This is a genomic window from Methylobacterium sp. V23 (assembly GCF_002917135.1).
Lineage (GTDB): Bacteria > Pseudomonadota > Alphaproteobacteria > Rhizobiales > Beijerinckiaceae > Methylobacterium.
Genome location: NZ_PDHT01000004.1, coordinates 40,512 through 66,699 on the forward strand (window position 1 = coordinate 40,512; position 26,188 = coordinate 66,699).

At 72.4% G+C, this 26,188-nt stretch carries 25 protein-coding genes; 16 read left to right on the forward strand and 9 right to left on the reverse strand.

Annotation, left to right across the window (positions count from 1 at the left end; all coding sequences use genetic code 11):
- Position 1: 1 nt before the first annotated feature.
- Entirely contained in the window at positions 2–1,177 is a 1,176-nt protein-coding gene (locus tag CRT23_RS05850; RefSeq protein WP_103708965.1) for a uroporphyrinogen decarboxylase, read from the reverse strand.
- A 551-nt stretch (positions 1,178–1,728) separates the two neighbouring features.
- Between CRT23_RS05850 and CRT23_RS05855 the strand changes: the two genes are divergently transcribed.
- From CRT23_RS05855 to CRT23_RS05865, 3 genes are read left to right on the forward strand one after another with little or no spacing between them, the layout of a single operon-like run.
- Positions 1,729–2,559 (forward strand): pyruvate, water dikinase regulatory protein, encoded by an 831-nt coding sequence (locus tag CRT23_RS05855; protein ID WP_055946578.1) that lies wholly within the window; start codon positions 1,729–1,731, stop codon positions 2,557–2,559.
- A complete protein-coding gene (locus CRT23_RS05860; protein WP_055946575.1) occupies positions 2,556–3,194 on the forward strand; it encodes a Maf family protein in 639 nt (212 codons plus the stop codon). The genes CRT23_RS05855 and CRT23_RS05860 overlap by 4 nt, the downstream gene beginning before the upstream one ends.
- A gap of 29 nt (positions 3,195–3,223) precedes the next feature.
- Positions 3,224–3,574: a lysozyme inhibitor LprI family protein gene (locus CRT23_RS05865; RefSeq protein ID WP_103708966.1), complete on the forward strand. Its 351-nt coding sequence runs from the start codon at positions 3,224–3,226 to the stop codon at positions 3,572–3,574.
- Positions 3,575–3,595: 21 nt separating this feature from the next.
- Here CRT23_RS05865 and CRT23_RS05870 read toward each other — a convergent pair whose 3' ends face one another.
- From CRT23_RS05870 to CRT23_RS05880, 3 genes are all read right to left on the reverse strand, one after another.
- A complete protein-coding gene (locus tag CRT23_RS05870) occupies positions 3,596–4,300 on the reverse strand; it encodes a uracil-DNA glycosylase (protein ID WP_103708967.1) in 705 nt (234 codons plus the stop codon).
- Positions 4,300–5,838 carry a bifunctional UDP-sugar hydrolase/5'-nucleotidase gene (locus CRT23_RS05875; RefSeq protein WP_245435988.1) on the reverse strand — a complete coding sequence of 513 codons (1,539 nt, stop codon included), beginning with the start codon at positions 5,836–5,838 and terminating at the stop codon, positions 4,300–4,302. The genes CRT23_RS05870 and CRT23_RS05875 overlap by 1 nt, the downstream gene beginning before the upstream one ends.
- A gap of 110 nt (positions 5,839–5,948) precedes the next feature.
- Positions 5,949–6,902 carry a class I SAM-dependent methyltransferase gene (locus CRT23_RS05880; protein ID WP_103708968.1) on the reverse strand — a complete coding sequence of 318 codons (954 nt, stop codon included), beginning with the start codon at positions 6,900–6,902 and terminating at the stop codon, positions 5,949–5,951.
- Positions 6,903–7,027: 125 nt separating this feature from the next.
- Between CRT23_RS05880 and hemH the strand changes: the two genes are divergently transcribed.
- The 10 genes from hemH (at position 7,028) to CRT23_RS05930 (ending at position 17,492) form a co-directional block, all read left to right on the forward strand.
- Positions 7,028–8,158 (forward strand): ferrochelatase, encoded by a 1,131-nt coding sequence (gene hemH / locus CRT23_RS05885; protein WP_245435989.1) that lies wholly within the window; start codon positions 7,028–7,030, stop codon positions 8,156–8,158.
- Between the two features lie 106 nt (positions 8,159–8,264).
- Positions 8,265–9,455 carry an ATP phosphoribosyltransferase regulatory subunit gene (locus tag CRT23_RS05890; protein ID WP_055946563.1) on the forward strand — a complete coding sequence of 397 codons (1,191 nt, stop codon included), beginning with the start codon at positions 8,265–8,267 and terminating at the stop codon, positions 9,453–9,455.
- The gene (gene hisG, locus CRT23_RS05895; protein ID WP_055946560.1) at positions 9,448–10,428 is read left to right on the forward strand and encodes an ATP phosphoribosyltransferase; all 981 of its coding nucleotides are present in this window, start codon (positions 9,448–9,450) and stop codon (positions 10,426–10,428) included. The genes CRT23_RS05890 and hisG overlap by 8 nt, the downstream gene beginning before the upstream one ends.
- A gap of 120 nt (positions 10,429–10,548) precedes the next feature.
- Positions 10,549–11,004 (forward strand): hypothetical protein, encoded by a 456-nt coding sequence (locus CRT23_RS05900; RefSeq protein ID WP_245435990.1) that lies wholly within the window; start codon positions 10,549–10,551, stop codon positions 11,002–11,004.
- Positions 11,005–11,177: 173 nt separating this feature from the next.
- Entirely contained in the window at positions 11,178–12,479 is a 1,302-nt protein-coding gene (rlmN, locus tag CRT23_RS05905; RefSeq protein WP_103708969.1) for a 23S rRNA (adenine(2503)-C(2))-methyltransferase RlmN, read from the forward strand.
- A gap of 3 nt (positions 12,480–12,482) precedes the next feature.
- Complete coding sequence (locus CRT23_RS05910) at positions 12,483–12,995, forward strand: hypothetical protein (protein ID WP_103708970.1); 513 nt, start codon at positions 12,483–12,485, stop codon at positions 12,993–12,995.
- A 1-nt stretch (position 12,996) separates the two neighbouring features.
- Positions 12,997–14,778 (forward strand): gamma-glutamyltransferase, encoded by a 1,782-nt coding sequence (gene ggt / locus CRT23_RS05915; protein ID WP_103708971.1) that lies wholly within the window; start codon positions 12,997–12,999, stop codon positions 14,776–14,778.
- A gap of 100 nt (positions 14,779–14,878) precedes the next feature.
- On the forward strand, positions 14,879–15,676 hold the full coding sequence (locus CRT23_RS05920; protein WP_103708972.1) for a lysophospholipid acyltransferase family protein: 798 nt from the start codon (positions 14,879–14,881) through the stop codon (positions 15,674–15,676).
- A 124-nt stretch (positions 15,677–15,800) separates the two neighbouring features.
- The gene (locus CRT23_RS05925) at positions 15,801–16,247 is read left to right on the forward strand and encodes a hypothetical protein (RefSeq protein WP_055946546.1); all 447 of its coding nucleotides are present in this window, start codon (positions 15,801–15,803) and stop codon (positions 16,245–16,247) included.
- Positions 16,248–16,409: 162 nt separating this feature from the next.
- Positions 16,410–17,492 (forward strand): DUF2125 domain-containing protein, encoded by a 1,083-nt coding sequence (locus CRT23_RS05930; protein ID WP_103708973.1) that lies wholly within the window; start codon positions 16,410–16,412, stop codon positions 17,490–17,492.
- Positions 17,493–17,520: 28 nt separating this feature from the next.
- Here CRT23_RS05930 and CRT23_RS05935 read toward each other — a convergent pair whose 3' ends face one another.
- From CRT23_RS05935 to CRT23_RS05945, 3 genes are all read right to left on the reverse strand, one after another.
- Positions 17,521–18,462 carry a prephenate/arogenate dehydrogenase family protein gene (locus CRT23_RS05935; protein ID WP_181017265.1) on the reverse strand — a complete coding sequence of 314 codons (942 nt, stop codon included), beginning with the start codon at positions 18,460–18,462 and terminating at the stop codon, positions 17,521–17,523.
- On the reverse strand, positions 18,455–19,591 hold the full coding sequence (locus tag CRT23_RS05940; protein ID WP_181017266.1) for a histidinol-phosphate transaminase: 1,137 nt from the start codon (positions 19,589–19,591) through the stop codon (positions 18,455–18,457). The genes CRT23_RS05935 and CRT23_RS05940 overlap by 8 nt, the downstream gene beginning before the upstream one ends.
- Before the next feature lie 145 nt (positions 19,592–19,736).
- On the reverse strand, positions 19,737–20,600 hold the full coding sequence (locus CRT23_RS05945; RefSeq protein ID WP_103708974.1) for a chorismate mutase: 864 nt from the start codon (positions 20,598–20,600) through the stop codon (positions 19,737–19,739).
- A 334-nt stretch (positions 20,601–20,934) separates the two neighbouring features.
- Here CRT23_RS05945 and CRT23_RS05950 point away from each other — a divergent pair, with 334 nt between their 5' ends.
- Entirely contained in the window at positions 20,935–22,152 is a 1,218-nt protein-coding gene (locus tag CRT23_RS05950) for a homoserine O-acetyltransferase (protein ID WP_103708975.1), read from the forward strand.
- An 11-nt stretch (positions 22,153–22,163) separates the two neighbouring features.
- Complete coding sequence (metW, locus tag CRT23_RS05955) at positions 22,164–22,853, forward strand: methionine biosynthesis protein MetW (protein WP_055946525.1); 690 nt, start codon at positions 22,164–22,166, stop codon at positions 22,851–22,853.
- A 23-nt stretch (positions 22,854–22,876) separates the two neighbouring features.
- Here metW and CRT23_RS05960 read toward each other — a convergent pair whose 3' ends face one another.
- Positions 22,877–23,644 carry a methyltransferase domain-containing protein gene (locus CRT23_RS05960; RefSeq protein ID WP_103708976.1) on the reverse strand — a complete coding sequence of 256 codons (768 nt, stop codon included), beginning with the start codon at positions 23,642–23,644 and terminating at the stop codon, positions 22,877–22,879.
- 79 nt (positions 23,645–23,723) lie between these two features.
- Complete coding sequence (locus tag CRT23_RS05965; RefSeq protein ID WP_103708977.1) at positions 23,724–24,956, reverse strand: amidase; 1,233 nt, start codon at positions 24,954–24,956, stop codon at positions 23,724–23,726.
- Positions 24,957–25,067: 111 nt separating this feature from the next.
- Between CRT23_RS05965 and CRT23_RS05970 the strand changes: the two genes are divergently transcribed.
- Positions 25,068–26,084 carry an extensin family protein gene (locus CRT23_RS05970; protein WP_103708978.1) on the forward strand — a complete coding sequence of 339 codons (1,017 nt, stop codon included), beginning with the start codon at positions 25,068–25,070 and terminating at the stop codon, positions 26,082–26,084.
- Positions 26,085–26,188: the final 104 nt, after the last annotated feature.

Sequence of the window (26,188 nt, forward strand, 5' to 3'; positions counted from 1 at the left end):
CTCAGCCCCGCAGGCGGGCGAGCATGCGCTCGACATGGGCGATCGGCGTCTGCGGGGTGATGCCGTGGCCGAGGTTGAAGATATGCGGCAGGCCCTCGGTGGCGGCCAGCACCCCGTCCACCGCCGCGTCGAGGGCCGTGCCCCCCTCGATCAGGGTCTCCGGATGGATATTGCCCTGCGTCACGGTCGTGGCGGGCACCCGGTCGCGCAGGGCCTTCAGGTCCACCGACCAGTCGACGCCGACCGCGTCGGCGGCGGTCTCGGGCATCACCCGGGCATGGCCGTCGAGGCCGGAGCCGCGGGCGAACACGATGATCTTCGCGCCCGGCACCCGGGCACGGACGCCGGCGATCATCCGGGCGATGGGCTGGAGCGACCAGCGGGTCAGGGCGTCGCGGTCGTTCGACCCGGCCGAGGCGCTCTCGGGCAGCGCGCTCTCGGCGACCTCGTTGACGGTCTCCTCGCCGACGGTCTCGCCAGGGTTTTCGCCGGCGCCGCGCGCGTCGGGGAGCGCACCGGCGTGGGACTCGAAGATCTGCACGGCATCCGCCCCGGCCTCGAGCTGGCGCACCAGGTACTCGGTCTGCACGGTGACGAGGCGGTCGATCAGCGCCTCCACCAGGGCGGTGTCGTGCCGGGCGAGCGCCCGGGCCGGCGCGAGATCCGGCGTGCCGCGGCCGCCGATCATGTAGCTCGCCACCGTCCAGGGGGCGCCGCAGAAGCCCAGCAGCGTGGTCTCGTGGGGCAGCTGCGCGCGCAGGCGCCGGACCGTCTCGAAGACGGGCTCGAGATGGGTGAAGATCGCCGGGTCGCCGGCCTCGCGCAGGCGCTCGAACTCGGCCCGGCCGGCCATGGCGTCGAGGCGGGGGCCCTCGCCCTCGACGAAGCGGACGTTCTGGCCGAGGGCGTCCGGGATCACCAGGATGTCGGAGAACAGGATCGAGGCCTCGAAGCCGAAGCGCCGGATCGGCTGCAGCGTCACCTCGGTGGCGAAGTCGGGATTGTAGCAGAGGTCGAGGAAGGAGCCGGCCCGGGCCCGGACCTCCCGGTATTCCGGCAGGTAGCGCCCGGCCTGGCGCATCATCCAGGCGGGCGGGCGGGACTGCGCCTCGCCCGCGAGAACCCGCAGGACCGTCCGATCCCCTGAAAGACGGTCCCCTGCAACTGCCTGGCTCATCCGATCTCCGACGTCCCGTTCCCCGATGGCCGGTATGTAGCACCGAAGCGTCGGATGTCCCCCTCTCGAAAACCCGTGCTCGCGAAAACCTCTGTTCGCCTGCGGGTGCCGGAGGGGGGGCTAACGCCGTCATCCCCACACCGGTCTTCTAAAAGGAAAGAGAGATTCTAGGACTCTGTTTTTTCTTTTAGAGGGGCGGATGGCGGGAGCGAAAAACCGTCCACAGGGCGTCCCCGCGGCCGCGGCGTTAATCAGGCTTTAACGGATTGGGTCCAATGTCTCGGATAGGTGATGGCCGACAGTGCCTTGCCCCTGCCCGGCGGACGCCGACCGGGCCTCGGTCCCGGATTCTCCCAAAACCGTGCGGGAATCGCGCCGGTGTGATCGCGTGTTGACGCCGGAGTCGACAAGCCGGCCGGGCCTCCCGCTGGACCGCCCGGGCAAGCCGGCTTATCCACCCTTATCGACTCCCCTGACCGAGCCCGGTGGACAAGACCCTGCGGCGCGTCCTCAGGGATCCTCTCCGCCGGGCCGGAGGAGACTGCCCCTCGATGAGCCGTAGCTATTTCCACCTGCACCTCGTGTCGGATTCCACCGGCGAGACGCTGATCAACGTGGGCCGCGCGGCCGCCGCCCAGTACGAGGGGGTCTCGGCGATCGAGCACGTCTATCCGCTGGTGCGCTCCGCCCCGCAGCTCGAGCGGGTGATCTCCGAGATCGAGGCCGCGCCGGGGCTCGTGCTCTACACCCTGGTGGGCCACGATCTCACCGAGCGGCTGGAGGCGGCCTGCCGCGAGACCGGCTCGCCCTGCCTCTCGGTGCTGCAGCCGGTGCACGCCCTGCTGCAATCCTATCTCGGGGCGGATTCGACGGCCCGGCCCGGCGCGCAGCACATGCTCAATGCCGAGTACTTCAAGCGTATCGACGCGATGAACTTCACCCTGGCCCACGACGACGGCAACCTGCCGCTCGACGTGAACGAGGCCGACGTGATCCTCGTGGGCGTCAGCCGCACCTCGAAGACCCCCACCGCGATCTACCTCGCCAATCGCGGGCTGAAGACCGCGAACTTCCCCCTGGTGCCGGGCATGCCCTTGCCCGAGAGCCTGGAGACGGCGCGAAAGCCGCTCCTGGTCGGGCTCCTCGCCAGCCCGGAGCGCATCGTCCAGATCCGCCAGAACCGGCTCCTCAGCCTGAAGGCCGACGATTCCTCCCTCTACGTCGACCGCGGCGCCGTGGCCGACGAGATCGCCGCCTGCCGGCGGCTCTGCGCCAAGCACCGCTGGCCGACCATCGACGTGACCCGGCGCTCGATCGAGGAGACGGCGGCCGCCATCCTCGACCTGCACCGCGAGCACCGCCTGAAGTTCATCGCCTCGTGAGCGCCCCGAGCCAGCCGACGGTCGCCTCGCCCTGGCGCGGGGGCCTGCCCCTCCTCCTCGCCTCCACCAGCGCGACGCGGCGTGCGCTTCTCGAGAGCGCGGGCCTCGGGGTCGACACCGAGAGTCCCGGGGTCGACGAGCGCGCCGTGGAGGCGGCCTGCGCCGGTCTGCCGCCGGAGGCCCTGGCCCGGCGGCTCGCCGAGGCCAAGGCGGGAGCCGTGGCGGCCCGCCGGCCCGGGCGCGTGGTCGTCGGCGCCGACCAGGTCCTGGCCTGCGACGGCATCCTGTTCCACAAGCCGGCGGATCTCGCCGCCGCCCGCGCGCAGATCGGCGATCTCGCGGGCCGGACCCACGCGCTCCACGCGGCGGTGGCACTCGCCGTCGACGGCGCCGTGGTCGAGAGCTTCGTCGAGACCGCGCACCTGACCATGCGGCCCCTCGATGCCGCGGCGATCGCGGCCTATGTCGATCTCGCCGGGCCCGACCGGGTCTGCTCCAGCGTCGGCGGCTACCAGCTGGAAGGCCTCGGCATCCACCTGTTCGCGACGGTCGCGGGCGACCACTCCACCATCCTCGGTTTGCCGCTGCTGCCGCTCCTGGCACGGCTGCGGGCGCGGGGCTGGCTCAGCTTCTGATGTTTCTCCGACCGCGCGAGGCCTGCTCCATGGTGACGATTCTCCGCCCGCTGCTCGGCGGCCTGCTCCTCGTCCTCGCGGCCGGCTCGGCCGAGGCCGCGAGCTTCTCCTGCGAGAAGGCGGAGACCCCCGACGAGAAGGCGATCTGCGCCCACCTGCCCCTCAACGACCGCGACGTGGAGATGGCGACCCGCTTCGAGATCCTGCGGGCGATGCTGCCCATGGGCGGCAATGCCAAGCTGCGCGAGGACCAGGAAGCCTGGCTCACCGAGCGCCGCGCCTGCGGCGCCGACGTGGACTGTCTGAAGCAATCCTACGAGGGCCGGCTGAAGGTCCTGCGGGCCGTGTTCTCGGAATTCGCCAAGCAGGGCCCGCTCTGAGGGCACGACACCCCCCGGCCCTCAGCCGAGCTGCCAGTCGATCGGGGCGACGCCGTGGGCCGACAGCCAGGCATTGGCGGCGTCGAACGGGCGCGAGCCGGGAAAATCCCGTGCACGGTTGAGCGGCGAGGGATGGCCGCATGCGACGATGCCGTGGCGGCCGGCCTCCACCAGGGCGGCGCGCGCCCGCGCCTGGGCGCCCCAGAGCAGGAACACTGCCGGCTCCGGGCGGGCCGAGACCGCCGTGACCGCCTGGTCGGTCAGGGCCGACCAGCCGTAGCGCAGGTGCGCACCGGCCTTGCCGGCCTCCACCGTGAGGGCGGCGTTGAGGAGGAGCACGCCCTGCCGGGCCCAGGGGGTGAGATCGCCCGTCCGGGGCTTGGCCGGCGGGGCGCCCGGTTCGGCGAGCTCGGCCAGGATCACCTTGAGCGAGGCCGGCAGCCGCCGCGGGCCGACATAGGAGAAGGCCAGGCCGTTGGCGTCGCCCGGCGTCGGATAGGGGTCCTGCCCCAGGATGACGACCTTCACCCGGTCGAGGGGCGTGAGCGCGAGGGCGTTGAAGATGTTCTCGGGCGCCGGCAGCACGGTGGCACCGGCGGCGATGCGGGCATCGACCCGGGCGGCCACCGCGTCGGCGGCGCCATCGTGAAAGAACGGCAGGGCGAGCCAGGGCGAGCCCGAACTCCGGAAGCGGGCAAGGGCGTCGGCGACGGGCGTCTCGGACATCAGCGAACCAGGATACGGCCCTCCGCGGGGGCGGGGAGCGGGGCGTTGGCGCGGATATAGGCCATCACGGCATTGGCCACGAGCTGTCCGTCCGTCCGGCCGATCAGGGTCCGGCCCCGGGCGAGGTCACCGTAGCCGTTGCCGCCGTCGTACAGGAAGTTGTTCGACGCGACCGTGTAGGTCGCGTCCGGGTCGACGGGGCTGCCCGCCGCGGTCAGCGACACGATCCGCTTGCCCACCGGCGCGGCGGGATCGACGCTGACGACGAGGCCGGACACGTGCGGGAAGCGCCCCGCCGGCCGGCCCCAATCCGCCAGCGCCCCTTCGAGGAGGGTGCGCAGGCGCCCGCCCGTCAGCGAAACCAGCACGATGGTGTTGCCGAAGGGCAGTTCGGTGAGGATGTCCCGGCGGGTCAGGGTCGCGCCGGCCGGATAGAGCCGGTTGCCCCGGATGCCGCCGCCGTTGGTGATCGCGACCTGCGCCCCGGTGGTGGCCCGGATGGCGTCCGCCACGAGGCTGCCGAAGCTCGCCTCGCGGACCCGCACCGCGGCGATGCGGCTGTCGAGGGGGGCACGGGTCGCGCCCACCGGCACGTCGAGTTCCCGCGACAGCGCGCCCTGGAGGCGCTGCACCTCCGCCAGGGTCTCCGGATCGGGGGTGACCTGGGCCGAGTCGTGGATGCGGAAGCTCGGGCGCCAGTCCACGCGCCGGTCCCGGCCCGTGCCGGTCACCGTCGCCGTCACGTCGATGGCGGTGACGTAATGGGCGTCGAAGCTCGATTCCGCCATCACGGTCTGGCCGTCGTAGCGCACCACGAGGTCGTGGTCGTGGCCCGAGAGCAGGATGTCGACGAGGCGGGCAGCCACGATGGCGTCGTCGGTGGCCCGGGCCGTGTGGCAGACGCCCACCACGAGGTCGACGCCCTCCGTTCGCAGGGCCTGGACCTCGCGGGCCAGGGTCTCGATCTCGGGGGCGAAGCGCAGGTCGCCCGCCTGCGATTTCTCCGGCGTGCTCGCCAGTGCGATGCCCACCACGCCGACCCGGATGCCCCCGAGGGTGACCAGCATTCGGTCGCGCAGGCCCGCCAGCGGCCGGCCGGCCCCGTCGCGCAGGTTGGCGGCCAGGACGGGAAAGCTCGCCTCGCCCATGCGCTCGGCGAAGGTGGCGGGACCGAAATCGAACTCGTGATTGCCCGGTACGAACACGTCGGGCGGCGCGCGGTTGAGGAGCTCGACGATGTGGGCGCCGCGGTCGAAGCCCGACAGCAGCGAGGGCGACAGGGTGTCGCCCGCATGGGCGTAGAGCATTGGCACGCCCCGCGCCCGCTCGGCCTTCACGATGGCGGCGAGGCGCGCGAAGCCGCCCCGGCCGTCGACCTCGGCCATCTGGTAGAGGTCGTTGACGAGGAGCAGGGTGAAGGTGGGGTCAGGCGCCGCCGCGGGCGCGGCCCCGGCCGGGCCGCCCAGACCGACGGCGAGACCCGCCCCGAGGCCGAGGGTCTGGCGGCGGTTCGGAATGGTCCTGTGGGGGTTCGTCACGGCGGCGTCTCGGGCATTGGGCGGGCGGACGGATGCCGCCGCCCGATCCCGTGTTCTAGGACGCCGTTCACGAAGGGGCTACGACGGCCGGCAAGCGGCGCGCGGCCGCCTCAGCGCGACACGAAGGTGTCGCGCACCGCCTTGGCGTTGCGGCGGACCATCGGCCAGAGCCAGGCGCCGGAGGCCAGGAAGACGGCGGGCGGCATCGGCTTCAGGTCCACGGCCAGGCGCTCGGCGAGGCCGGGATTGGCCAGGGCCACGGGCAGGGCATCGGTCTTGGCATAGACCACCGCGGTGTTCTCGCGCGGGTAGTCCGGATGCGGCACGAGGCCGGCCCGGCGGGCGGTGAGATCGAAGGTTTCGCGCACGAAGCCGTGGACATGGGCGAAGTGGAAGCGCTCGTGCGCGGGTTTGCCCGTGGTGGCCATGTCGGGCACGGCGGCGAAGAGCACGCCGTCCGGCTTCAGCCAGCGCGACAGGCGCTCCATGACGTCGGCGGGGTCGCGCAGGTGTTCCAGCACGTGCCGGGTGGTGATGACGTCGAAATGCGCCTCCGGGAAGCGCTCGTCCCCGGCATCGTCCAGCACCTCGACGCCGTGATGGGTGCGGGCGTAGTTGGCGTAGTCCCGACCCGGCTCGATGCCGATCGCCTCGCAGCCCTTGGCGCGGGCCTCGGCCAGGAACTCGCCCGATCCCGAGCCGAAATCCAGGACCCGGGCCCCCGGCTTCAGCTTGGGCGCCAGGAGGCCGGTGCGGAAGTCCGCCTCGCGGGCCGAGCGCTTGAGGTGGACCCGCGGCGGGCCGCCCGCGAAGGCGAGCTGATAATCGGCCCGGTAGGCGCTGGCGTAGTAGTCCGCCAGCTCGGCCGGCGTCGGCATCGGGTCGGTGCGGATCAGGCCGCACTGGCGGCAGGCGATGGATTTCAGGGTCTTGAGCCGGCGGTCGCTCTCGGCCACCACCACGGACTCCGCCGATCCGCAGAGATTGCAGGCGGTCGGCCCCCCCGTATAGGGATAACCCGTGAAGGGCATGAAGTGGTTGAGGAAGTACCGGGGAGACGGCATGTCGCGCCTTCATCCATCGTGTGATCGCTGGAAGGCTCCGTGCTCTAGATAGATATCCCCAACGACACAACCTTTGTGAACCCGCCGCTCTCAAGCGCTCACCTCCAGGGCGATACGGAAACCCGATGAACGAACGCGTCGCACCGCCGCTTCCGCAGGACGGACTGTCGCTCCCGACCCAGACGGACGTGCCCGGAAGCGCTCCCAACACGGCTCCGGGAGCCGCTCCCGGACCGGGACCTGGCAGCCTGCCCGCCGAACATCCGCCGGTGCGCTGGGGCCGGGTCGGCGTCCTCCTGATGAATCTCGGGACGCCGGAAGGCACGAGCTACTGGCCGATGCGCCGCTACCTCAAGGAATTCCTCTCCGATCGCCGGGTGATCGAGGTGCCGCGCCTGATCTGGTGGCCGCTCCTCAACCTGATCATCCTGACGAAGCGCCCGGGGCCGAAGGGCCGCGACTATGCCAGCGTCTGGAACAACGAGCGCGACGAGGGTCCCCTGAAGACGATCACCCGCGGCCAGGCCGAGCGCCTGCAGGCGGCCATGGGGGATTCGGTCGTGGTCGACTGGGCGATGCGCTACGGCAAGCCGGAGGTTTCCGTGCGGATTCAGGCCCTGCTCGACCAGGGCTGCGACCGCATCCTGCTGGTGCCGCTCTATCCGCAATACGCGGCCGCGACCTCGGCCACGGCCTGCGACCAGGCCTTCAAGGCCCTGATGCAGATGCGCTGGCAGCCGACGGTGCGCGTCTCGCCGCCCTATCACGACGACCCCGTCTACATCGACGCGATGGCGACCTCGATCCGGGAGGGCCTGGCCAAGCTCGACTTCGAGCCCGAGGTGATCCTGACCTCGTTCCACGGGGTGCCCAAGAGCTACCTTCTCAAGGGCGACCCCTATCATTGCCAGTGCGTGAAGACCGGACGCCTGATCCGCGAGGCGCTGGGCTTCTCGCCGGAGAAGATGCGCACCACCTTCCAGTCGCGCTTCGGCAACGAGGAATGGCTGCGGCCCTACACCGACGAGACGGTGCAGACCCTTGCCAAGAGCGGCGTCAAGCGCATGGCGATCGTGGCGCCCGGCTTCACCGCCGACTGCCTCGAGACCCTGGAGGAGCTCGACGGCGAGAACCGCCACTACTTCGAGGACAATGGCGGCGAGCAGTTCGCCTACATCCCCTGCCTGAACGACAGCGACCTCGGCATGACGGTGATCGAGACCGTGGTCCGGCGCGAATTGCAGGGCTGGGTCTAGGGTTCCGGGCCGGACGGTGTCGCCGGAAGCCATCGCCAGGTGAAAGCCATCGCCAAGCGCAGGCCCGGTTGCTACTAGAGCCCGCGACGAGGCGGCAGGCGAGACGATGACGAGACCGGAGGCAGGCGGGGGCACCGCGGGCGAACAATCGCAGGAGCACCTGCGCCTGCTCGCGCATTTCCAGGAGGCCGGCTACGGCGCCGTGACGCCGCCGGTGCTCCAGCCGGTGGAGCCGTTCCTCGAACTGTCCGGCGAGGACATCCGCCGGCGCATCTTCGTGACGCAGGATGCCGCGGGCAGCGAACTCTGCCTGCGCCCGGAATTCACGATTCCGGTTTGCCGCCACCACCTCGCGCATGCCCCAAAGTTTTCCGCTCCCCAGGACCCGCAGGGGGCCGACTACAGCTATCTCGGACCGGTCTTCCGGCTCGCCGGCGACGAGCCGGACGAGTTCCTCCAAGCCGGCATCGAGTCGGTCGGGCGCACCGACACGCCGGCCGCCGACGCGGAGGTGATCGGCCTCGCCCTGGAGGGCCTCGCCCTGCTCGGGCGCAGCGACGTCGCCGTCCGCCTCGGCGACATGGGCCTCGTCGACGCCCTGCTCGATGCCTTGAGCGTGCCCCCCACCGCCAAGCGCCGCACCCTGCGGGCGCTGGCCGCCGGCCGGTCCCTCGACGCGGTCACCAACGGCCTGCGCACGGAAGACCCCCATGCGGGGCTCCTCGCCGCGATCCAGGGCCAGGATCCGAAGGGGGTTCGCGCCTTCGTGGAGGATGTGCTGTCGATCGCCGGCATCTCGCGGGTCGGCGGCCGCAGCGCCGGCGAGATCGCGGAGCGCTTCCTCGCCAAGGCCTCCGCGCAGGCGAGCGGCGGCTCCGGGCTCAACCCCGAGAACCGCGCCCTCATCGATCGGTATCGCGCCATCGAGGGGGATCCCGACAGCGCCGCCGCCGCGGTGCGGGCCCTGGTGCAGGAGGCCGGCCTCGACCATCCGCCTCTCGATGCGGCCCTCGACCTGTTCGAGGAGCGCACCGGCTTCATGGCCGCCCGCGGCCTGGCCGTGGAGCGCTTCCGCTTCTCGGGCGGCTTCGCCCGCAACCTCGACTACTACACCGGCTTCATCTTCGAGGGCACGGCGCCCGATGCGCCCAAGCTGCCCCTGGTGGGCGGCGGCCGCTACGACGGCCTGCTCCAGCACCTCGGGAGCCCCGTCCCCGTGCCCGCCGTCGGTTGCGCCGTCTGGCTCTCGCGGGTCGTCGCGGACGCCCCCACCGAGAAGGACGCGACCGTTGGCTGAACCGGATTCCCTCGTCCTCGCGGTTCCCTCCAAGGGCCGGCTGCAGGAGAACGCCGCCGCCTTCTTCGCCCGGGCCGGCCTCAAGCTCGCCCAGAACACCGGCGCGCGGGATTACCGCGGAAAGCTCGTGGGCGTGCCCGGCGTCGAGGTGCGGTACCTCTCGGCGTCCGAGATCGCGGCCCAGCTCGCCAGCGGGGCGGCCCATCTCGGCATCACCGGCGAGGACCTGATCCGCGAGTCGCTGCCCGACGCCCGCGGCCAGGTCGAACTCCTGACGCCCCTCGGCTTCGGCCAAGCCACCGTGGTGGTCGCCGTGCCCCAGGCCTGGATCGACGTCCGCGCCATGAGCGACCTCGACGAGGTCGCCGCCGAGATGCGGGTCCGCCACGGCAAGCGCCTGCGCATCGCCACGAAGTACATCAACCTCACGCGCCGCTTCTTTGCCGAGCACGGCGTGGCGGATTACCGCATCGTCGAGAGCCTGGGCGCCACCGAGGGGGCACCGGCGGCGGGTTCGGCCGAGATCATCGTCGACATCACCACCACGGGAGCGACGCTGGCGGCCAACGCCCTGAAGATCCTGGAGGACGGGATCATCCTGCGCTCGGAAGCGAACCTCGTCGCCGCCCTGAACGCCCCCTGGGGCGAGCCCCAGCGCCGGGCCCTGCGCGCCGTCCTCGGCCGCATCCAGGCGGAGGAGCGCGCCCGCACCACCCGCGAGGTCCGCGCCGCTATGCCGGACGACGGCGACATCGACCTGGCCGGCATCGCCGCCCTGCACGACGCGGCCCTGCCCTACGGCGCACCCGAGGGGCGCGGCGAGATGGTGCTGCACTGCCCCGTCGACGCGGTGTTCGACCTCGCCGACGCCCTGGTGAAGGCCGGAGCGGGCGCCGTGAACGTGCGCAAGATCGACTACGCCTTCACGCCGGACAACCCGCTGATGGACCGGCTGCTCGGCCGGCTCGGCTAAGGCGGGCGCTTAGGCAGGTGTTTGGGCAGGTGTTCGGGCGGGCGTTTGACGCGCCGCGCCCGGGGCCTATCTCAGCGCGCAAGCGGAGCGTGAAGCCTCCGCGCCTGAGGAAACCCCCGCATGTTCGCTCGCCTTCCGCTGGCCGCCGGCCTCGTTACCTGCCTCGCGCTGCCGCTCGCCGCGCAGGCCCAGATCCGCAACGCGCCCTCGCCGCGGGCCCTGGAATTCGCCGCCTACATCTTCGCGGCCGCCAATGTCTGCGGCTACCGCATCGGCACGGAGGAGTTCGACGCCCTCCTCGAGAAGCAGAACGTGCGGGCCGCGGACGTCAGCCCGCGCGGCCCGTTCGGCGGGCGGGTGCAGACCATGTTCGCCCTGATGTCGAACCAGATGCAGCTCAACCGCGAGAAGGCCTGCATCGCGGTCGCGGGGGAGTACGGCCCCGAGGGCAACGTCAGCAAGAACGTCCTCCTGCCCGCCGAAGCGCCTGACGCCGGCGCCCCGCAGAGCGAGATCAAGCAAGGAGAAATCAAGCCCGGCGAAACCAAGCCGAGCGACGTCAAGCCGGCGCAGTAAGTGCCCGCCGGCCGAGCGGCGAGCGCCGTCCGGCCCGGGTGACCGATCCGGAATAAGGCGTAAGGCCGGGGTGTCGGATCGCATGATCCCAGCACAGCCCCGTCCCGCATTCGCGTTTTGGACCCGAATCCCCTATATCGGACCCATTCCAAGTCCGAAGGTTCATCCAGATCATGGCGACGGCGTCGTTCGACACCGCCCGGCGCGACGCGAGCGCCGTTCCCGCAATCGAGAAGCTGCCCGAGTTCGAGCCCCAGGCCGGCACCCCGGCACTGCCGCCCGGGCGCGCGTCCCTGGTGGGGCTCACCCGTGAGCAGCTGAAGGCCCGGCTGGGCGCCATCGGCGTCTCCGAGCGCGAGCAGCGCATGCGCTCCGGCCAGATCTGGCACTGGCTCAACGTGCGCGGCGCCAAGGCCTTCGACGAGATGACCAATGTCGGCAAGGGCCTGAAGACCCAGCTCGCCGACGCCTACACCCTCGACCGGCCCGAGGTGGTCACCGAGCAGGTCTCCCGCGACGGCACCCGCAAGTGGCTGATGCGCATGGCCCCCACGGGCAAGCACGACCACAACCGCGGCGCCGAGATCGAGTGCGTCTACATCCCGGGGCGCGGCCGCGGCACCCTCTGCGTCTCGAGCCAGGTCGGCTGCACCCTGACCTGCTCGTTCTGCCACACCGGGACGCAGCGTCTGGTGCGCAACCTGACGGCGGCCGAGATCACCGCGCAGCTCGTCGTGGCCCGCGACCACCTCAACGACTGGGCCGGCCAGAACCCGACCGCCCCGGGTGCGGACGAGAGCCGGCGCAAGGTCACCAACATCGTCTTCATGGGCATGGGCGAGCCCCTCTACAACCTCGACAACGTGGTCGACGCCGTCGGCGTCATGGCCGACCAGGAGGGCCTCGGCCTCTCCCGTCGGCGCATCACCGTCTCGACCTCCGGCGTCGTGCCGCAGATGCAGCGCCTCGGCGACGAGGCCCACGCCATGCTGGCGATCTCGCTGCACGCGGTGCGCGACGACATCCGCGACACTCTCGTGCCCCTGAACCGCAAGTACCCCCTGGCCGAGCTGCTGGCCGCCTGCCGCTCCTATCCCGGCCTGAACAACGCCCGCCGCATCACCTTCGAATACGTGATGCTGAAGGGCGTGAACGACAGCGACGCCGACGCGCGCGAGCTGGTGCGCCTGCTCAAGGGCATTCCGGCCAAGATCAACCTGATCCCGTTCAATCCCTGGCCGGGCAGCGTCTACGAATGCTCCGACTGGGAGCGGATCGAACGGTTCTCGGAAATTATCTACGAAGCCGGCTACGCCTCACCCGTGCGCACCCCGCGCGGCCGCGATATCCTGGCCGCCTGCGGCCAGCTGAAGAGCGAGACCGAGAAGCTGCGCGCCCGGGCCCGGATGATGCTGGAGGACGGCATCGGCGCCGAGGGCGTCTATGCGGGTGCCGACGACGGCGACGAAGACTGACGGGTGCGTCTCCTCGGCGACCTGTTCATCGCCAGCCTCGCCCTGATCCTGGCGATTCCCTGCGGGGCGGCCGTCCTGGCCCTCGGCGCGATGCTCGACCCGGCCACCAGCGAGACCCTGTCCCGCCTCGGCCTCGTCGGGCTGTTCTCCGGGTTGACCGATCTCGCGTCCGGGATCGGTCCCGAGACCCTGCTGTTCGCCCTGGCCGCCATCGCCCGCGCGCTGTTCGTGCTCCTGGTGGTGCCGCCGGTCCTGGTGGCCGTCCTCGGGGCGGTCCTGAACTGGCGCGCCGCCACCTGGTACGGCGCCGGTACCGGCCTGCTCACCGCCTCCGTGCCCTGGCTCGCCCGCGGCCTGTCGCGCAGCGGGGCAAGCGGCGAGGCCCTGGCGCTGGAGGGCCGCATCACCGCGGTGCTGTTCCTCACCGGCGCGGCGTCGGGCCTCGTCTACTGGTTGATCGCGGGGCGCCATCACGGCGCGCCCGCCCTCCCGCCCCGCGACAACGGACGCGCCTGACATGCGGCTGACCCCCTCGCGCATCGCCCTGGTTTTGGCCGGCAGCGTCTTGGCCGGCACGGTCCTGGTCGCCACGGGGCCGGGTTTCGCGCAAGGGGGGGGCGGGCCGGTACCGGCCCTGCCGGAGCCGCCGCCGATCCAGTCCGACGATGCGCGCCTGCTGCCGGTGCTCGGCGCCCACGGCATGGTCGCCTCGCAGGAGGCCCGCGCCACCCGCGTCGGCGTCGCGATCCTGCGGGCGGGCGGCAACGCCGTCGACGCCGCCGTAGCGGTCGGTTTCGCCCTCGCCGTGACCCTGCCGCGGGCCGGCAATCTCGGCGGCGGCGGCTTCATGATGATCCACCGGGCGGAGGGCGACGAGACCATCGCCCTCGACTACCGCGAGATCGCCCCGGCCGCCGCCCGCTCCGACATGTTCCTCGACCCCCGGGGCGAGCCCGATCGCGCCGCCTCGACCCGGACCGGCAAGGCGGTGGGCGTGCCCGGCACCGTGCGGGGGCTGGCCGAGGCGCACCGCCTCTACGGCTCGGGCCGCTTCAGCCTGGCCGACCTGATCGCCCCGGCCGAGACGCTCGCCCGCGAGGGCATCCCGGTGGAGGCGGGCCTCGCGGACTCGCTGCCCCGCGCCGCCGGCCTGCTCGGCCGCTGGCCCTCTTCGCGCAAGATCTTCTTTGCCGGCGACAGACCCTTGGAGCGCGGTGAACGGCTGGTTCAGACCGATCTTGCCGACACCCTCGCGGCCATCGCCAAATCCGGCCCCGACGCCTTCCACACCGGGCCCATCGCCGAGCGCATCGCCGCTGCCGTCCGGGGCGCGGGCGGCGTGATGACGGCCGAGGATCTGGCCGCCTACCGCCCCGTGCTGCGGGAGCCCGTGCGCGGCTCCTACCGGGGCTACGCCATCGCGTCGATGCCGCCGCCGAGCTCCGGCGGCATCCACCTCATCGAGATCCTGAACGTGCTGGAGGGCTTCGACCTCGCCCGCATGGGAGCCGGCAGCGCCGATGCCCTCCACATCCTGGCCGAGGCGATGAAGCCGGCCTACGCCGACCGGGCGACCTGGCTCGGCGACCCCGCCCGCACGCAGGTGCCGGTGGAGGGCCTGATCGCCAAGCCCTACGCGGTCACCGTGCGGGCCGGGATCGATCCCGCCCGCGCTCGCCCCGCCGCCGCGGTCAAGGCGGGCGATCCCCTCCCCTTCGAGTCCGACCAGACCACGCATTTCTCCGTCGTGGACGCTGCCGGCAACGCCGTCTCGAACACCACTACGCTGAACTTCTCCTACGGGCTCGGCCTCGTGGCGGAGGGCACCGGCGTGCTCCTGAACAACGAGATGGACGATTTCTCCGCCAAGCCCGGTGCCCTCAACGCTTACGGTCTCGTCGGCAGCGTCGCCAACGCGGTCTCCCCCGGGGCCAGGCCGCTCTCGTCGATGACTCCCGCCTTCGTCTTCCGCGACGGCCGGCTCGTCCTGGTGACGGGCAGCCCCGGCGGCAGCCGCATCATCTCGACGGTGCTGCAGGTCATCGTCAACGTGCTCGATTTCCGGATGAACCTTGCCGAGGCCGTGGCCGCGCCCCGCATCCACCACCAGTGGCAGCCGGACGTGCTGATGGCCGAGGAGGGCCTCTCCCCCGACACCCTGGCCCTGCTCAGGGCCCGCGGCCACACGGTCCGGGTCGGGGCGACCTCCGGCTCGGCCAACTCGGTGCAGGTCGGCGACGGGCTGCTGGCGGGCGCCGCCGATCCGCGCCACCGCGGCACCCTGGCGGAGGGCGACTGAGGGGGCGGATAATCCCGCCCTCGGATGGTCTGGGACGAGATCGCACGCTACACGGGAGCTGGGCCGCGCCCTGTCCCGGGCTGTCTCATCCAGGTTCCCGATGCTCCTCGTCCGCTCCCTCGCGTTCAACCTCGCCTTCTACGTCGCCACCACCCTCATCGCGATCGGTGGGCTGCCGACCCTCGTCTCCCGGCGGGGGGTGATCCGGCTGGCTCAGCTCTGGGGTCGGGTCACCCTGTGGCTCCTGCGGGTGGTGGGCGGCATCACGGTGGAGTTCCGGGGCGTCGAGAACATCCCGCCCGGCCCTCTCCTGGTGGCGGCCAAGCACCAGTCGGCCCTGGAGACCCTGGCCCTCGTCACGGCCTTTCCGGATTTCGCCTACATCCTCAAGCGCGAGCTGCTCTGGATCCCGCTGATCGGGTGGTTCCTCTCGCGCTCCGGCATGGTCGCCATCGACCGCAGCAAGGGCGCCCGGGCGATGGCCGCCATGAACGAGGCCGCCGCCCAGGCCATCCGGGACGAGCGCCAGCTCATCATCTTCCCCGAGGGCACCCGCCGCCCGCCCGGCGCGCCCCCCGCCTACAAGCTCGGCATTACCCACCTGTACGCCGCCCTCGGCGTGCCCTGCCTGCCGGTCGCCCTCAACACCGGCCTGCACTGGCCCCGCCGCCGCCTGATCCGCCGGCCCGGCACCTCGGTGATCGAGTTCTTGTCTCCGATCCCGCCGGGCCTGGACCGGGCGCGTTTCCTGGAGCTGGTCCAGGGCCGGATCGAGACCGCCTCCGACGCATTGCTGGCCGCCGGCCGGAGCGAACTCGCGGCGGCGGGGCACCCGGTTCCGGAGGCCGTCCCGGCGTCTCCGGCCAAGGCTCCTCGGAACGGATCGCCCGTCGCCTGAGGGGGTCTCCGGGGCCGTTTCGGCCCTGTGCACGACTTGTGGATAACTCCCGTCATCCCCATCTCATTGGAAGCCGAGGCGTCGTCCTTGACGCCAACGAACCGTTAAGATTAATGTGGAACAAATGGCGAACAAGAGAGCCCTGTCCTGGTCGGCCGCACTGCGCGACCTGAAGGACGATCGAGCCCGGAGACAGGAAGTGCGCGAGGAACGCCTGAGGACGACGGCCGGTCTGCGGGGGACCCCCGCCCTGGTGCTGAGCGCCTGGCGCGGCCGGTCCGGCCGCCGCTACGTGGTCGGTATCCACGAGCTGGCCGAGCCCGAGCTCGACGACATGGGCGAGGCCGTGGTGATGGCCGTGCGCCGCGACGCCTCGGGCGTCGGCGAACTGGTCTCGGTCGCCTCCGCCGGGCAGAGCCCTCGAGAGCGCCTGCACCGGAACTGGATCGCCCGGGCCCGGCACAAGGGCGCGACCGAGATGCACGTCCACCGGCTGGCCGAGGACGAGGCCGAGCGCGAGGCCATCGTGGCCGATCTGGGCAGCGAGCAGAAGGCCGACGCCGCGAACTGATCGCGGCGGAGCGCTCGCTCCGCTGACTTCACGGCTTCGCGTTTTGCGGCGCCATGGCGGCCCTGCCATGCTTTCGCCGCCGAGACCCTGCCAAGCCTTGCACCCGGGCTGCCCCGACGAGGGCCGCAGGCCCGTGACGCGAGCGCAGGATACCGACACGCGATGGCGCAGAGCCCGACTCCGACCCGTCCCCACTCGCGCAAGGGGCTGTTCCTTCCCTACATTCTCCTCGCCGTCCTCGTGATCGCCTGGTCGCTCGGATGGTTCTACATCCGCCACCGGGCCGCCTCCGAGATGGATGGCTGGATCGCCCAAGAAGCGGCCGCGGGCCGGACCTGGACCTGCGCCGACCGCAGCATCACCGGCTACCCGTTCCGCATCGAACTGCGCTGCGCCTCCCTGGCCTTCAGCCGCTCCGACAGCCGCTTCACCCTCGGCCCGGTCACGGCCGTGACCCAGGTCTACCAGCCCCGTCGAGGCATCCTCGAGGTCGGGGGCCCGTTCCACGTCGAGCAGGGCGACCTCACGGCGGACGCGACCTGGACTTCCCTGGAGGGCAGCTTCCACGGCGCGTCCGACGGCTTCGTGCGCGCCTCCGTGGTAGCCGACGGCGCCAAGGGCGTGGTGCGCGGCGCCGGCCCCGAGCCGATCGCGTTCGAGACCCAGCACTTCGAGCTCCACGCCCGTCCGACCCCGGGACGCTTCGAATCGGAGGGGGCCATCGACACCAGCCTGCGGGTGAACCGCATCCGCCTGCCCCTGGTCGACGCCGCCCTCGGCAATGCCGATCCGGCCGATCTCGCCCTCGACGCCACCGTGAGCCGCGCTACCAGCCTCGACACCGGCACCGTGGCGAAGGAGCTGGAGGACTGGCGCCAGGCCGGCGGCGGCCTCGACATCGCGCTCCTCTCCCTCGCCAAGGGCGAGCGTCGGCTCCAGGCGAAGGGCCGCCTCGATCTCGACACCGCGCACCGGCTCCAGGGCCAGCTCGACCTGCGCGCGGCCGGCGTCGAGGCGCTGGTCGGCCAGGTCATGGGCCAGCGCTTCGGGGCCGAGAAGGGCGCGCTGATCGGCAGCCTCGTCGGCCAGCTCCTCGGCCGCCGCAGCCAGGCCAGTGTCGAGGCGGGCGTCGCGGCCCCGGCCGACGATGCCCTCAAGCCCCTGCCGCCCCTGCGCCTCGCCGAGGGCCGCCTGATGCTCGGGCCGTTTCCGATCCCCAACGTGCAGCTGCCGCCGCTCTACTGAGCGGCCGCCCGCGCCGGGGGGACGAGCCTCAGGCCGCGGGGTCGCTCGGGCGGCCGCGGCCGAAATCGGCCTCGGCCGTCTCCTGGCCCATGGCGACGATGCCCCGGCGGATGGCGCGGGTGCGGGTGAAGAGGTCGTGCAGGGCCTCGCCGTCGCCCCAGCGGATCGCTCGGGCCAGCGCCGCCAGGTCCTCGTTGAAGCGCCCCAGCATCTCCAGCACCGCGTCCTTGTTGGTCAGGAACACGTCCCGCCACATGGTCGGGTCGGAGGCGGCGATGCGGGTGAAGTCGCGGAAGCCGCCGGCGGAGAACTTGATCACCTCGGACTGGGTCACCGCCTCGAGGTCGGCGGCGGTGCCGACGATGTTGTAGGCGATGAGGTGCGGCACGTGGCTGGTGATGGCCAGGACGAGGTCGTGATGCTCCGGCGTCATCGTCTCGACGATGGCGCGCAAACCCTCCCAGAAGGCCTGGACCCGCGCGGTCGCGGCCGGATCGGTGTCTGCGGCGGGGGTGAGGATGCACCAGCGCCCAGAGAACAGGGTCGAGAAACCGGCATCCGGGCCGGAATACTCGGTGCCGGCCACGGGGTGGGCCGGCACGAACGGGACGCTGGCGGGCAGGTGCGGCGTGACGGCCGCCACCACCGAGGCCTTGACCGAGCCGACATCCGACACGATGGCGCCCGGCTTCAGGGCGGGCCCCATGATCTCCGCCACCGCGCCGACGGCGCCCACCGGCACGCACAGGATGACGAGGTCGGCCTCCGCCACGCCGGCAGCGAGGTCGTCGGTGGCGATGTCCGCGAGGCCGAGCGCGCGCACGCGCTCCAGCACCGCGGCATCGCGGTCGACGGCGACGATGCGCCGGGCGAGGCCGAACTGCCGGGCGCCCCGGGCGATCGAGGAACCGATCAGCCCGAGGCCGACGATGGCCAGGGTCTCCAGGGGAGGCGCGTCGCTCTCAGCCACGGCTCTCGCCCCGCACGAAGGCGGTCAGGCCGTCGAGGAAGGCGGTGTTCGCCTCCTCGCCGCCGATGGTGACGCGCAGGGCGTGGGGCAGCCCGTAGGACGAGACCCGCCGGGTGATGACGCCCCGGGCGGAGAGGAACGTGTCGGCCTCGGCGGCCGTCCGGCCCGGCGCATCGGGGAAGTGGACGAGGATGAAGTTCGCGACGCTCGGGGTCACGGTGAGGCCGAGCGCCTGCACGTCCTGCGTCATCGCGGCGAGCCAGGTGTCGTTGTGGGCGACGGCCGCGGCCACGTGCACGTCGTCCGCGATGGCGGCGGCGCCCGCGGCGATGCCGGCTCCCGACAGGTTGAAGGGTCCCCGGATGCGGTTGACCGCGTCGACCACCTCGGCGGGGCCGACCATCCAGCCGATGCGGAGGGCGGCCAGCCCGTGGATCTTCGAGAAGGTCCGGGTCATCACGACGTTGTTGGCCTCCAGCACGAGGTCGAGGCCGGCGCTGTAGTCGTTCGCCCGTACGTATTCCGCGTAGGCGCCGTCGAGGACGAGGAGGACGTGGGGCGGCAGGCCCGCATGCAGGCGCCGGATCGCGTCGAAGGGCAGGTAGGTGCCGGTCGGGTTGTTGGGGTTGGCGAGATAGACGATCTTGGTGCGCGGCGTGACGGCGGCCAGCAGCGCGTCGACATCGGCGCGCAGGTCGCGCTCGGGCACCACCACGGGGGTGCCGCCCGCGGCCAGGATCGCGATCCGGTAGACCAGGAAGCCGTGCTCGGTGAAGATCCCCTCGTCGCCGGCCCCGAGATAGGCGTAGGCCAGGAAGGACAGGAGCTCGTCCGAGCCTGCGCCGCAGACGATCCGCGCCGGGTCGAGGCCGTAGCGGGTGGCGATCGCCTCGCGCAGCACCCGCGAGGTGCCCTCCGGGTAGAGCTCGAGCTTGGCCGCTTCCGCCCGCATCGCCGCCACCGCCTTCGGGCTCGGGCCGAGCGGGGTCTCGTTCGAGGAGAGCTTGTGCACCTTGGCATGGCCGGGCGCGCCGCTCTTGCCGGGCACGTAGGCCTCGATGGCGAGAACGCCGGGACGGGGCACCGGGCGTGCGGGAGCGACGGGGGTGGAGGATATGGACGAGGACATGGAGGTGGACCTGGCGGCCGCCGGTGGATCGGCGAAGCGCCCGTCTAACAAAGCTGGCCCGGCTTTGCGAGCGGGCCCTGTTCCGCGGACCCTTGCGCCGCGGACCCGGGTGCCTCGGACCTGCCCGCCTTTGGACCTGCCCGCCTTAAACCCGGAAGCGGGCCGCGTGGCTGCCGATTTCCTCGAGGGTCTCGGGCGCAGCGCCCGCCCGGGTCAGGGCCTCGTGCAGCTGTCGGGCACTGACCCCGCCGGGGACGGCGAGGAGCAGGCCATGGCCGCCCGGCCCCGGAGCGCGGGCGACAACCTCGCCGTAGAGGTCCTGCAGGGCGCGCATGGCCTCCGGCTCCCAGGCGGCGACGCGGGTGGCGTGCAGGACCCAGTCGCGCTGGGCCGCGGCCGGATCGTCCAGCGGGTTCGAGACCACGAAGACCGGGGTGCCGGCCGGGTGGGTGGGCCGCTCGATGAAGGGCAGGCGCGCGATGACCTTGGGCCGGCCCGCGCCGACGAGCCCTTCCCACCAGGGCGCGGCCTCGGTCGACGGGCCCGAGCCGTCGGGATCGAGGCGGAAGATGCCGAGGTCGCCGCGGGAGGCGGCCACCGCCTCGATCACCGCGAGACAGGTGGGGTGGGGCCGGTAGGGCACCGTGAAGCCGAAGTGGAAGCGGGCGGAATCGCGCATCGGCGCATCCCCGCCCGAGATGTCGGCATGGACCGAGAACGGCGCCTGCACGTAGGTGAAGGTGGCGATGATGACGCGCCAGATCCCCTCCACGGTGTCGAGGGGCAGGAGCCCGCGATGGCGCTCGGCGACGCGCCGCATCATCGAGGCTTCGCGCCCGGGCCGGAAAGCCGAGCCGCTGGCCGAGGTGCGCTTGACCGCGATCAGCCGGTCGATGATCGACCCGCGCTGGATCAGCAGGGCATGCATCTCGGCGTCGATCCGATCGATCTCGGCGCGCAGGTCGCCGAGGTTGTCGAGGGGCGGCGCGGGTCTGGTCGTGAAGCGCATCGGGGGCTCGCGCGGGTGCGGTGGGCGGGTGCGGTGGGGACGATCGGGGGAGCCGGCGCCGGGGTCTCGCCTCCCAGGCGCCGCCGCCCGGTCTACGATCGCGCGCGCCGAAGGGCCAGAGCCGTTTGCCCGGAACCGGATCGACCGGGTGCTTCTGAAACCGAGGGGCGCCCCGGGTGCGGGCCAAGCGTGGCGCGGGCGCCCTTTCGTTGACGCGTGAGGGAGCGCACACTACCTGAACGCCTCACGACGCATGGTCTTCTCTGCGGATGGCACGCCGAGCCGTCCCTTCCGTCCCGCCCGGACCGACGCGCCGTCTCCTCCAACCCGTTTCATGACCATGTCGCTGGATACCGCCCTCAAGCTAGGCACGCCCGAAGACGAATCGGCGCGCGCCGACGCGCCGGGCGCCGAGCTGTCCCAGGCCCGCGAGCCCCGGGGCCTCGTGGCGCAGTTCGGCCTGGACGAGCCCCTGGCAATGGATGCCGGCGTGCAGCTCGCGCCCTTCCAGATCGCCTACCAGACGGCGGGCACCCTCAACGCGGACCGCTCCAACGCCGTCCTGATCTGCCACGCGCTCACGGGCGACCAGCACTTCGCCCACACCCATCCGGTGACGGGCAAGCGCGGCTGGTGGGAGACCCTGGTGGGGCCGGGCAAGCCCGTGGACACCGACCGCTACTTCGTCGTCTGCTCGAACGTCATCGGCTCGTGCATGGGCTCCACCGGCCCGGCCTCGATCGATCCGGCCACGGGCCGGGCCTACGGGCTCGACTTCCCGCTGGTGACCATCCGCGACATGGTCCGGGCGCAGGCCATGCTGCTCGACCGGCTCGGCATCCGCGACCTGTTCCTCTGCATCGGCGGCTCCATGGGCGGCATGCAGGTGCTGCAATGGGCGGCGAGCTACCCCGAGCGGGTCTTCGCCGCGATGCCGATCGCCACGGGGCCCCGCCACTCGGCGCAGAACATCGCCTTCCACGAGGTCGGCCGGCAGGCGATCATGGCCGATCCCGCCTGGGCGGAGGGGCGCTACCTCGAGGCCGGCACCCGGCCGGCCAAGGGCCTCGGCGTCGCCCGCATGGGCGCGCACATCACCTACCTGTCGGAGCCGGCCCTGCACCGCAAGTTCGGCCGCCGCTTCCAGGGCGGCTCGGCACCGACCTTCTCGTTCAATGCCGACTTCCAGATCGAGAGCTACCTGCGGCACCAGGGCCTGAGCTTCGTCGAGCGCTTCGACGCCAACGCCTATCTCTACCTCACCCGGGCGATGGACTATTTCGACCTCGCGGCCGACCAGGGCGGCGTGCTGGCCAAAGCCTTCAAGGGCACCAGGACCCGGTTCTGCGTGATCTCCTTCACCTCCGACTGGCTGTTCCCGACTTCCGAATCCCGCGCCATCGTCCATGCCTTGAACGCGGCCTCCGCCCCGGTCGCCTTCGTGGAGGTCGAGAGCGACAAGGGTCACGACGCCTTCCTCCTCGACGAGCCGGCGATGTTCGCCGCCGCGCGCGGCTACATCGACGCCGCCGCCCGGGCCCGCGGCCTGTGACGGGATCGGGGATGTCCGCCCACCGGCCCTGGGAAGCGGCGGAGACGCTGCCCCACGGCGAGGCCGGCAGCACCCGGGTCGACCACCTCGTGGTGCTCGACCTCGTGCCGGCGAACGCCCGGGTCCTCGACATCGGCTGCGGCGACGGCGCCCTGCTCGCCCTGCTCCGTGACCGGCGCGGCGTCGACGGGCGCGGCATCGAGCTGTCGCGGGAAGGCGTGAACGCCTGCCTCGCCCGGGGCCTGCCGGTGATCCAGGGGGATGCCGACACCGACCTGGCGAACTATCCCGACGACGCCTTCGACGTGGTCGTCCTGTCCCAGACCATCCAGGCGACGCGCAACCCCCGCATCGTGCTGGAGCACCTGCTGCGCATCGGCCGGCAGGTCATCATCTCGTTCCCGAATTTCGGCCACTGGCGGGTGCGCTCCGAGCTGGCCCTGCGCGGCCGCATGCCGGTCACCGCCCTGATGCCCGAGGAATGGTACGAGACGCAGAACATCCATCACTGCACGATCCGCGACTTCGTCGGCCTGTGCCGGACGGTGAATGCCGAGATCGAGAAGGCCACCGCCCTCAATGCCAGCGGCCGGCCGATGCGCTTCGCGATGCCCTGGTGGGTCTGGAACCTGATGGGCGCGCAGGGCGTGTTCCTGCTGCGACGGGGCGGCACGAGCGGCGATACCAAGCCGGCGGTCTGATCCGCTGTTGCACGTGAAAACCCCTAACCCCGTGGGTCGCGCCGGATGAGCAGGGTCGCGACCTCGTAGGTGACTTGCGCGCCCCCCTCCTCGAATGCGCGCAGCACCCGCCGCATCGCCCCAGGCGAGAGCGTCCGCGACGCCCCGGGCGTGCCGGCACCGATGGCCCGCAGCGAACCCAGGAAGGCCCGGCCATCGGCATGGGCCTCCACCACGGGCTCCGCGGAGACCGCGAGGGTGCAGCCGGGACAGGCCAGCGCGGCGAGGTCCCGGAGGGACGGATAGACGGGCGTCGCCGCCTCCAGGCCCAGCGCCGTGTGCGCCGCCCGCCACTCGGCGAAGGTGCCCGCACTCAGCGTCGCCACCGCCAGCAGGCCCCCGGGCGCCAGCAGCGCGGCGAGGCCCGCCAGCGTTCCGGACAGGTCCTCGAACCACTGCGCGGCGAGGCTCGACGCGATGAGGTCGAAGCCCGGCGCGCAGGCCGGCCGCTCGGCATCCATGACGACGAAGCGCAGGCCCGCCGTTCCGGCGAGACGGGTGCGGCAGCGCTGCACCATGGCGGGGGCGAGGTCCGAGGCGACGAGAACGCCCTTCGGCAGGCGCCGGCGCAGGTGCGCGGTCAGCAGGCCGGTGCCGCAGCCGATCTCGAGGATGCGCGGCTCCGGCGGCAGGGGCTCGGCTTCGAGGCGCCGGGCCAGGCGCTCCGCCACCAGGGCCTGGATCGTCGCTGCGCCGTCATAGCCCTCGGCCCCGTCGAAGGCCCGGGCCACGGCCTGTTTCCAGGAATGCATCGGGGCGATCGTCTGTGGGACGGGCAGGAACGTGGGGCGGTCGTCGTTCGGTCTGGTGGGCGCAAGGCGTCCGGGGCGCTTACGCCGCCAGGGCGTGTTCGATCATCCGTGCCACGGCGAGCGCTCGGCCGTCGTCGCCGAAGCGGGCGACGACCTGAACGCCCAGGGGCAGGCCGTCCCCGGGAACCGGGACGGTGACGCAGGGCACGCCCATCAGGGTCCAGAGCCGGTTGAAGCGCGCGTCGCCCGTGGTGCCGAGACCGGCGGGTGCCCGACCCGGGGCCGACAGGGTCAGGATCGCGTCGAACGCCCCGAACAGGTCCTTCAAGGCCCGCCGGGCCCGGTGCGCCGCGCGGCGCGCCGCGTCGTACTGGGCGGCGACCAAGTCCTGGGCCGCGTCGAGCTGCTCGCCGAGTTCCGGACTGAGCTGCGCCCGATGGTGGGCGTATTCCCAGGCCAGCGCCTGGCGGGCCTCGTAGTCCTGGATGACCGCGTGCTGCGACCAGGCCTCCGGCAGCGGATCCGGCAGGACGAGGTCGACCAGCCGGGCGCCGGCAGCCTCGGCCGCGCGGGCGGCCCGGTGCAGGGCGGCCAGGGCGTCCGGGTCGGGGGCCTCCGCGAAGTCCTGGAGGCAGAGGCCGAGACGCGGGGCCCCGGGGGCCGCGTCGAGATCCAGGGCGGGTCGGTCGGCGATCAGGCTCAGGCCCTGGGCGATGTCGCGGATGCCGGCGCCGAACAGGCCGACGGTGTCGAGGGCCCAGGAGAAGGTCTTCACGCCGACCGTCGGCAGGAGCCGGAACGAGGGCTTGATCGCCGCCACGCCGCAGAAGGCCGCCGGGCGGATCACCGAGCCGCCGGTCTGGGTGCCCAGCGCCAGGGGCACCATCCCGGCGGCGACCGCCGCGGCCGAGCCGGCCGAGGAGCCGCCGGGCGTGTGGCCGGGGTCGCGCGGGTTCACCGTCGCGGTGGGGTCGTGGCTGGCGAAGGGGGAGGTGCTGGTCTTGACCAGGGGCACGGCGCCCAGGGCCCGAAGCCGCGCCACGATGGCGGCATCCGCCTTGGGCTGCCAGCCGGCGTAGATCGGCGAGCCCATCTGCGTCGGCAGGTCGGCGGTGTCGATGATGTCCTTGACCCCCACGGCGATGCCCGCCAGCGGACCGGAGCCGGCGATTGCCGGGGCGGGATTTTGGCTGACGATCGCCCCGATGCCGGGGTCGCGGGCCGCGATGGCGACCTCGGCGAGGCGGATGGCGCCGGGGGGGTCGAGGGTGCCGGCAGCGATGCGGGTGCGAAGATCGACGAGGGACAGCATGGGGGCTTGGTCCGGCCTCGGCCGCCGTCTGTCAACACCCGTCCACAGGGATGCCGCGCGCCGCCGCATCGTTGACGCAACGTTTACGGAACCCGGCGCATCGTCCGCATCATGTGGCGTAGCGTATTCGCGTTCTCGGCCCTGACGCTGTTCGGCGCGGGCCTCACCGGCTGTGCACTCAACAAGTTTGAGCAGCGCGAGGCGTGGCGTGACCAGACCGAGCAGGCCTGCAACGCCAAGCGTCTGGTCGAGACGACGGAGTTCGTCACCCCCGTCAAGGAGATCAGCGGGCCGGGCGTCTGCGGCATGCTGCAGCCCTACCGCGTCACGCGCCTCGGCCGGGGCACCGTCGCCCTGAAGCAGCGGGTGACCCTGGCCTGCCCGGCCCTGACCGAGGCCGAGGCCTGGCTCGCCGACACGATCCAGCCCGCCGCGAACCTGTATTTCGGCCAGCCCGTGGCCGAGATCAACGCCGGCACCTATGCCTGCCGCGGCCGCAACAACCAGGCCGGCGCCAAGCTCTCCGAGCATTCCTTCGGCAATGCCCTCGACATCATGTCGTTCAAGCTCGCGGACGGCTACGTCATCACCGTGAAGGGCGGCTGGCGCGGCACCGAGGCCGAGCAGGGCTTCCTGCGCGAGGTTTTCCTCGGGGCCTGCGCCCGGTTCTCCACCGTGCTGGCGCCGGGCTCGAACGTGTTCCACTACGACCACATCCACGTCGACCTCGCCCGCCACGACCCCCGCGGCCTGCGCCGCATCTGCCAGCCGCTGATCAAGTTCACGCCGCAGCTCGGCGCCGACGGCGTCCCGCGCGCCACGGCCCGTCCCCGTCCGCCCGAGCGCCTGCCCGCCCCGCCGCAGGCCCCGATCGATGTCGAGGAGGACGATCCCTACGGCGTCACCCCGATGTCGGCGCGCCAGCCCGCCCGGGCCCCGGCCACGCAGCTCAGCCATGGATCGGCCCCCGTCCGCCCGTCCGCGCCGGCAGTGGCCTACGCCGCCGCCCCGCGGGGTCCGGTGCCGCGCGCCCCGGCGCCCCGGGTCGCGACCGCCCTCCCCCCGGAGGATTTCGCCGCCGAGCCGCTCTCGCTCGCCGCGCCCAGCCTCGCCGAACCGATCTACTGAAGGCCGCCCCGGTCCCGCCTTCGGGGTGTGCCCGGCGCACCCCAGGGGCCGCGGAAAGCGACGCCGCCCCCGGCCTCATGCTTGACAGGGCGGGCCGAGCCGCC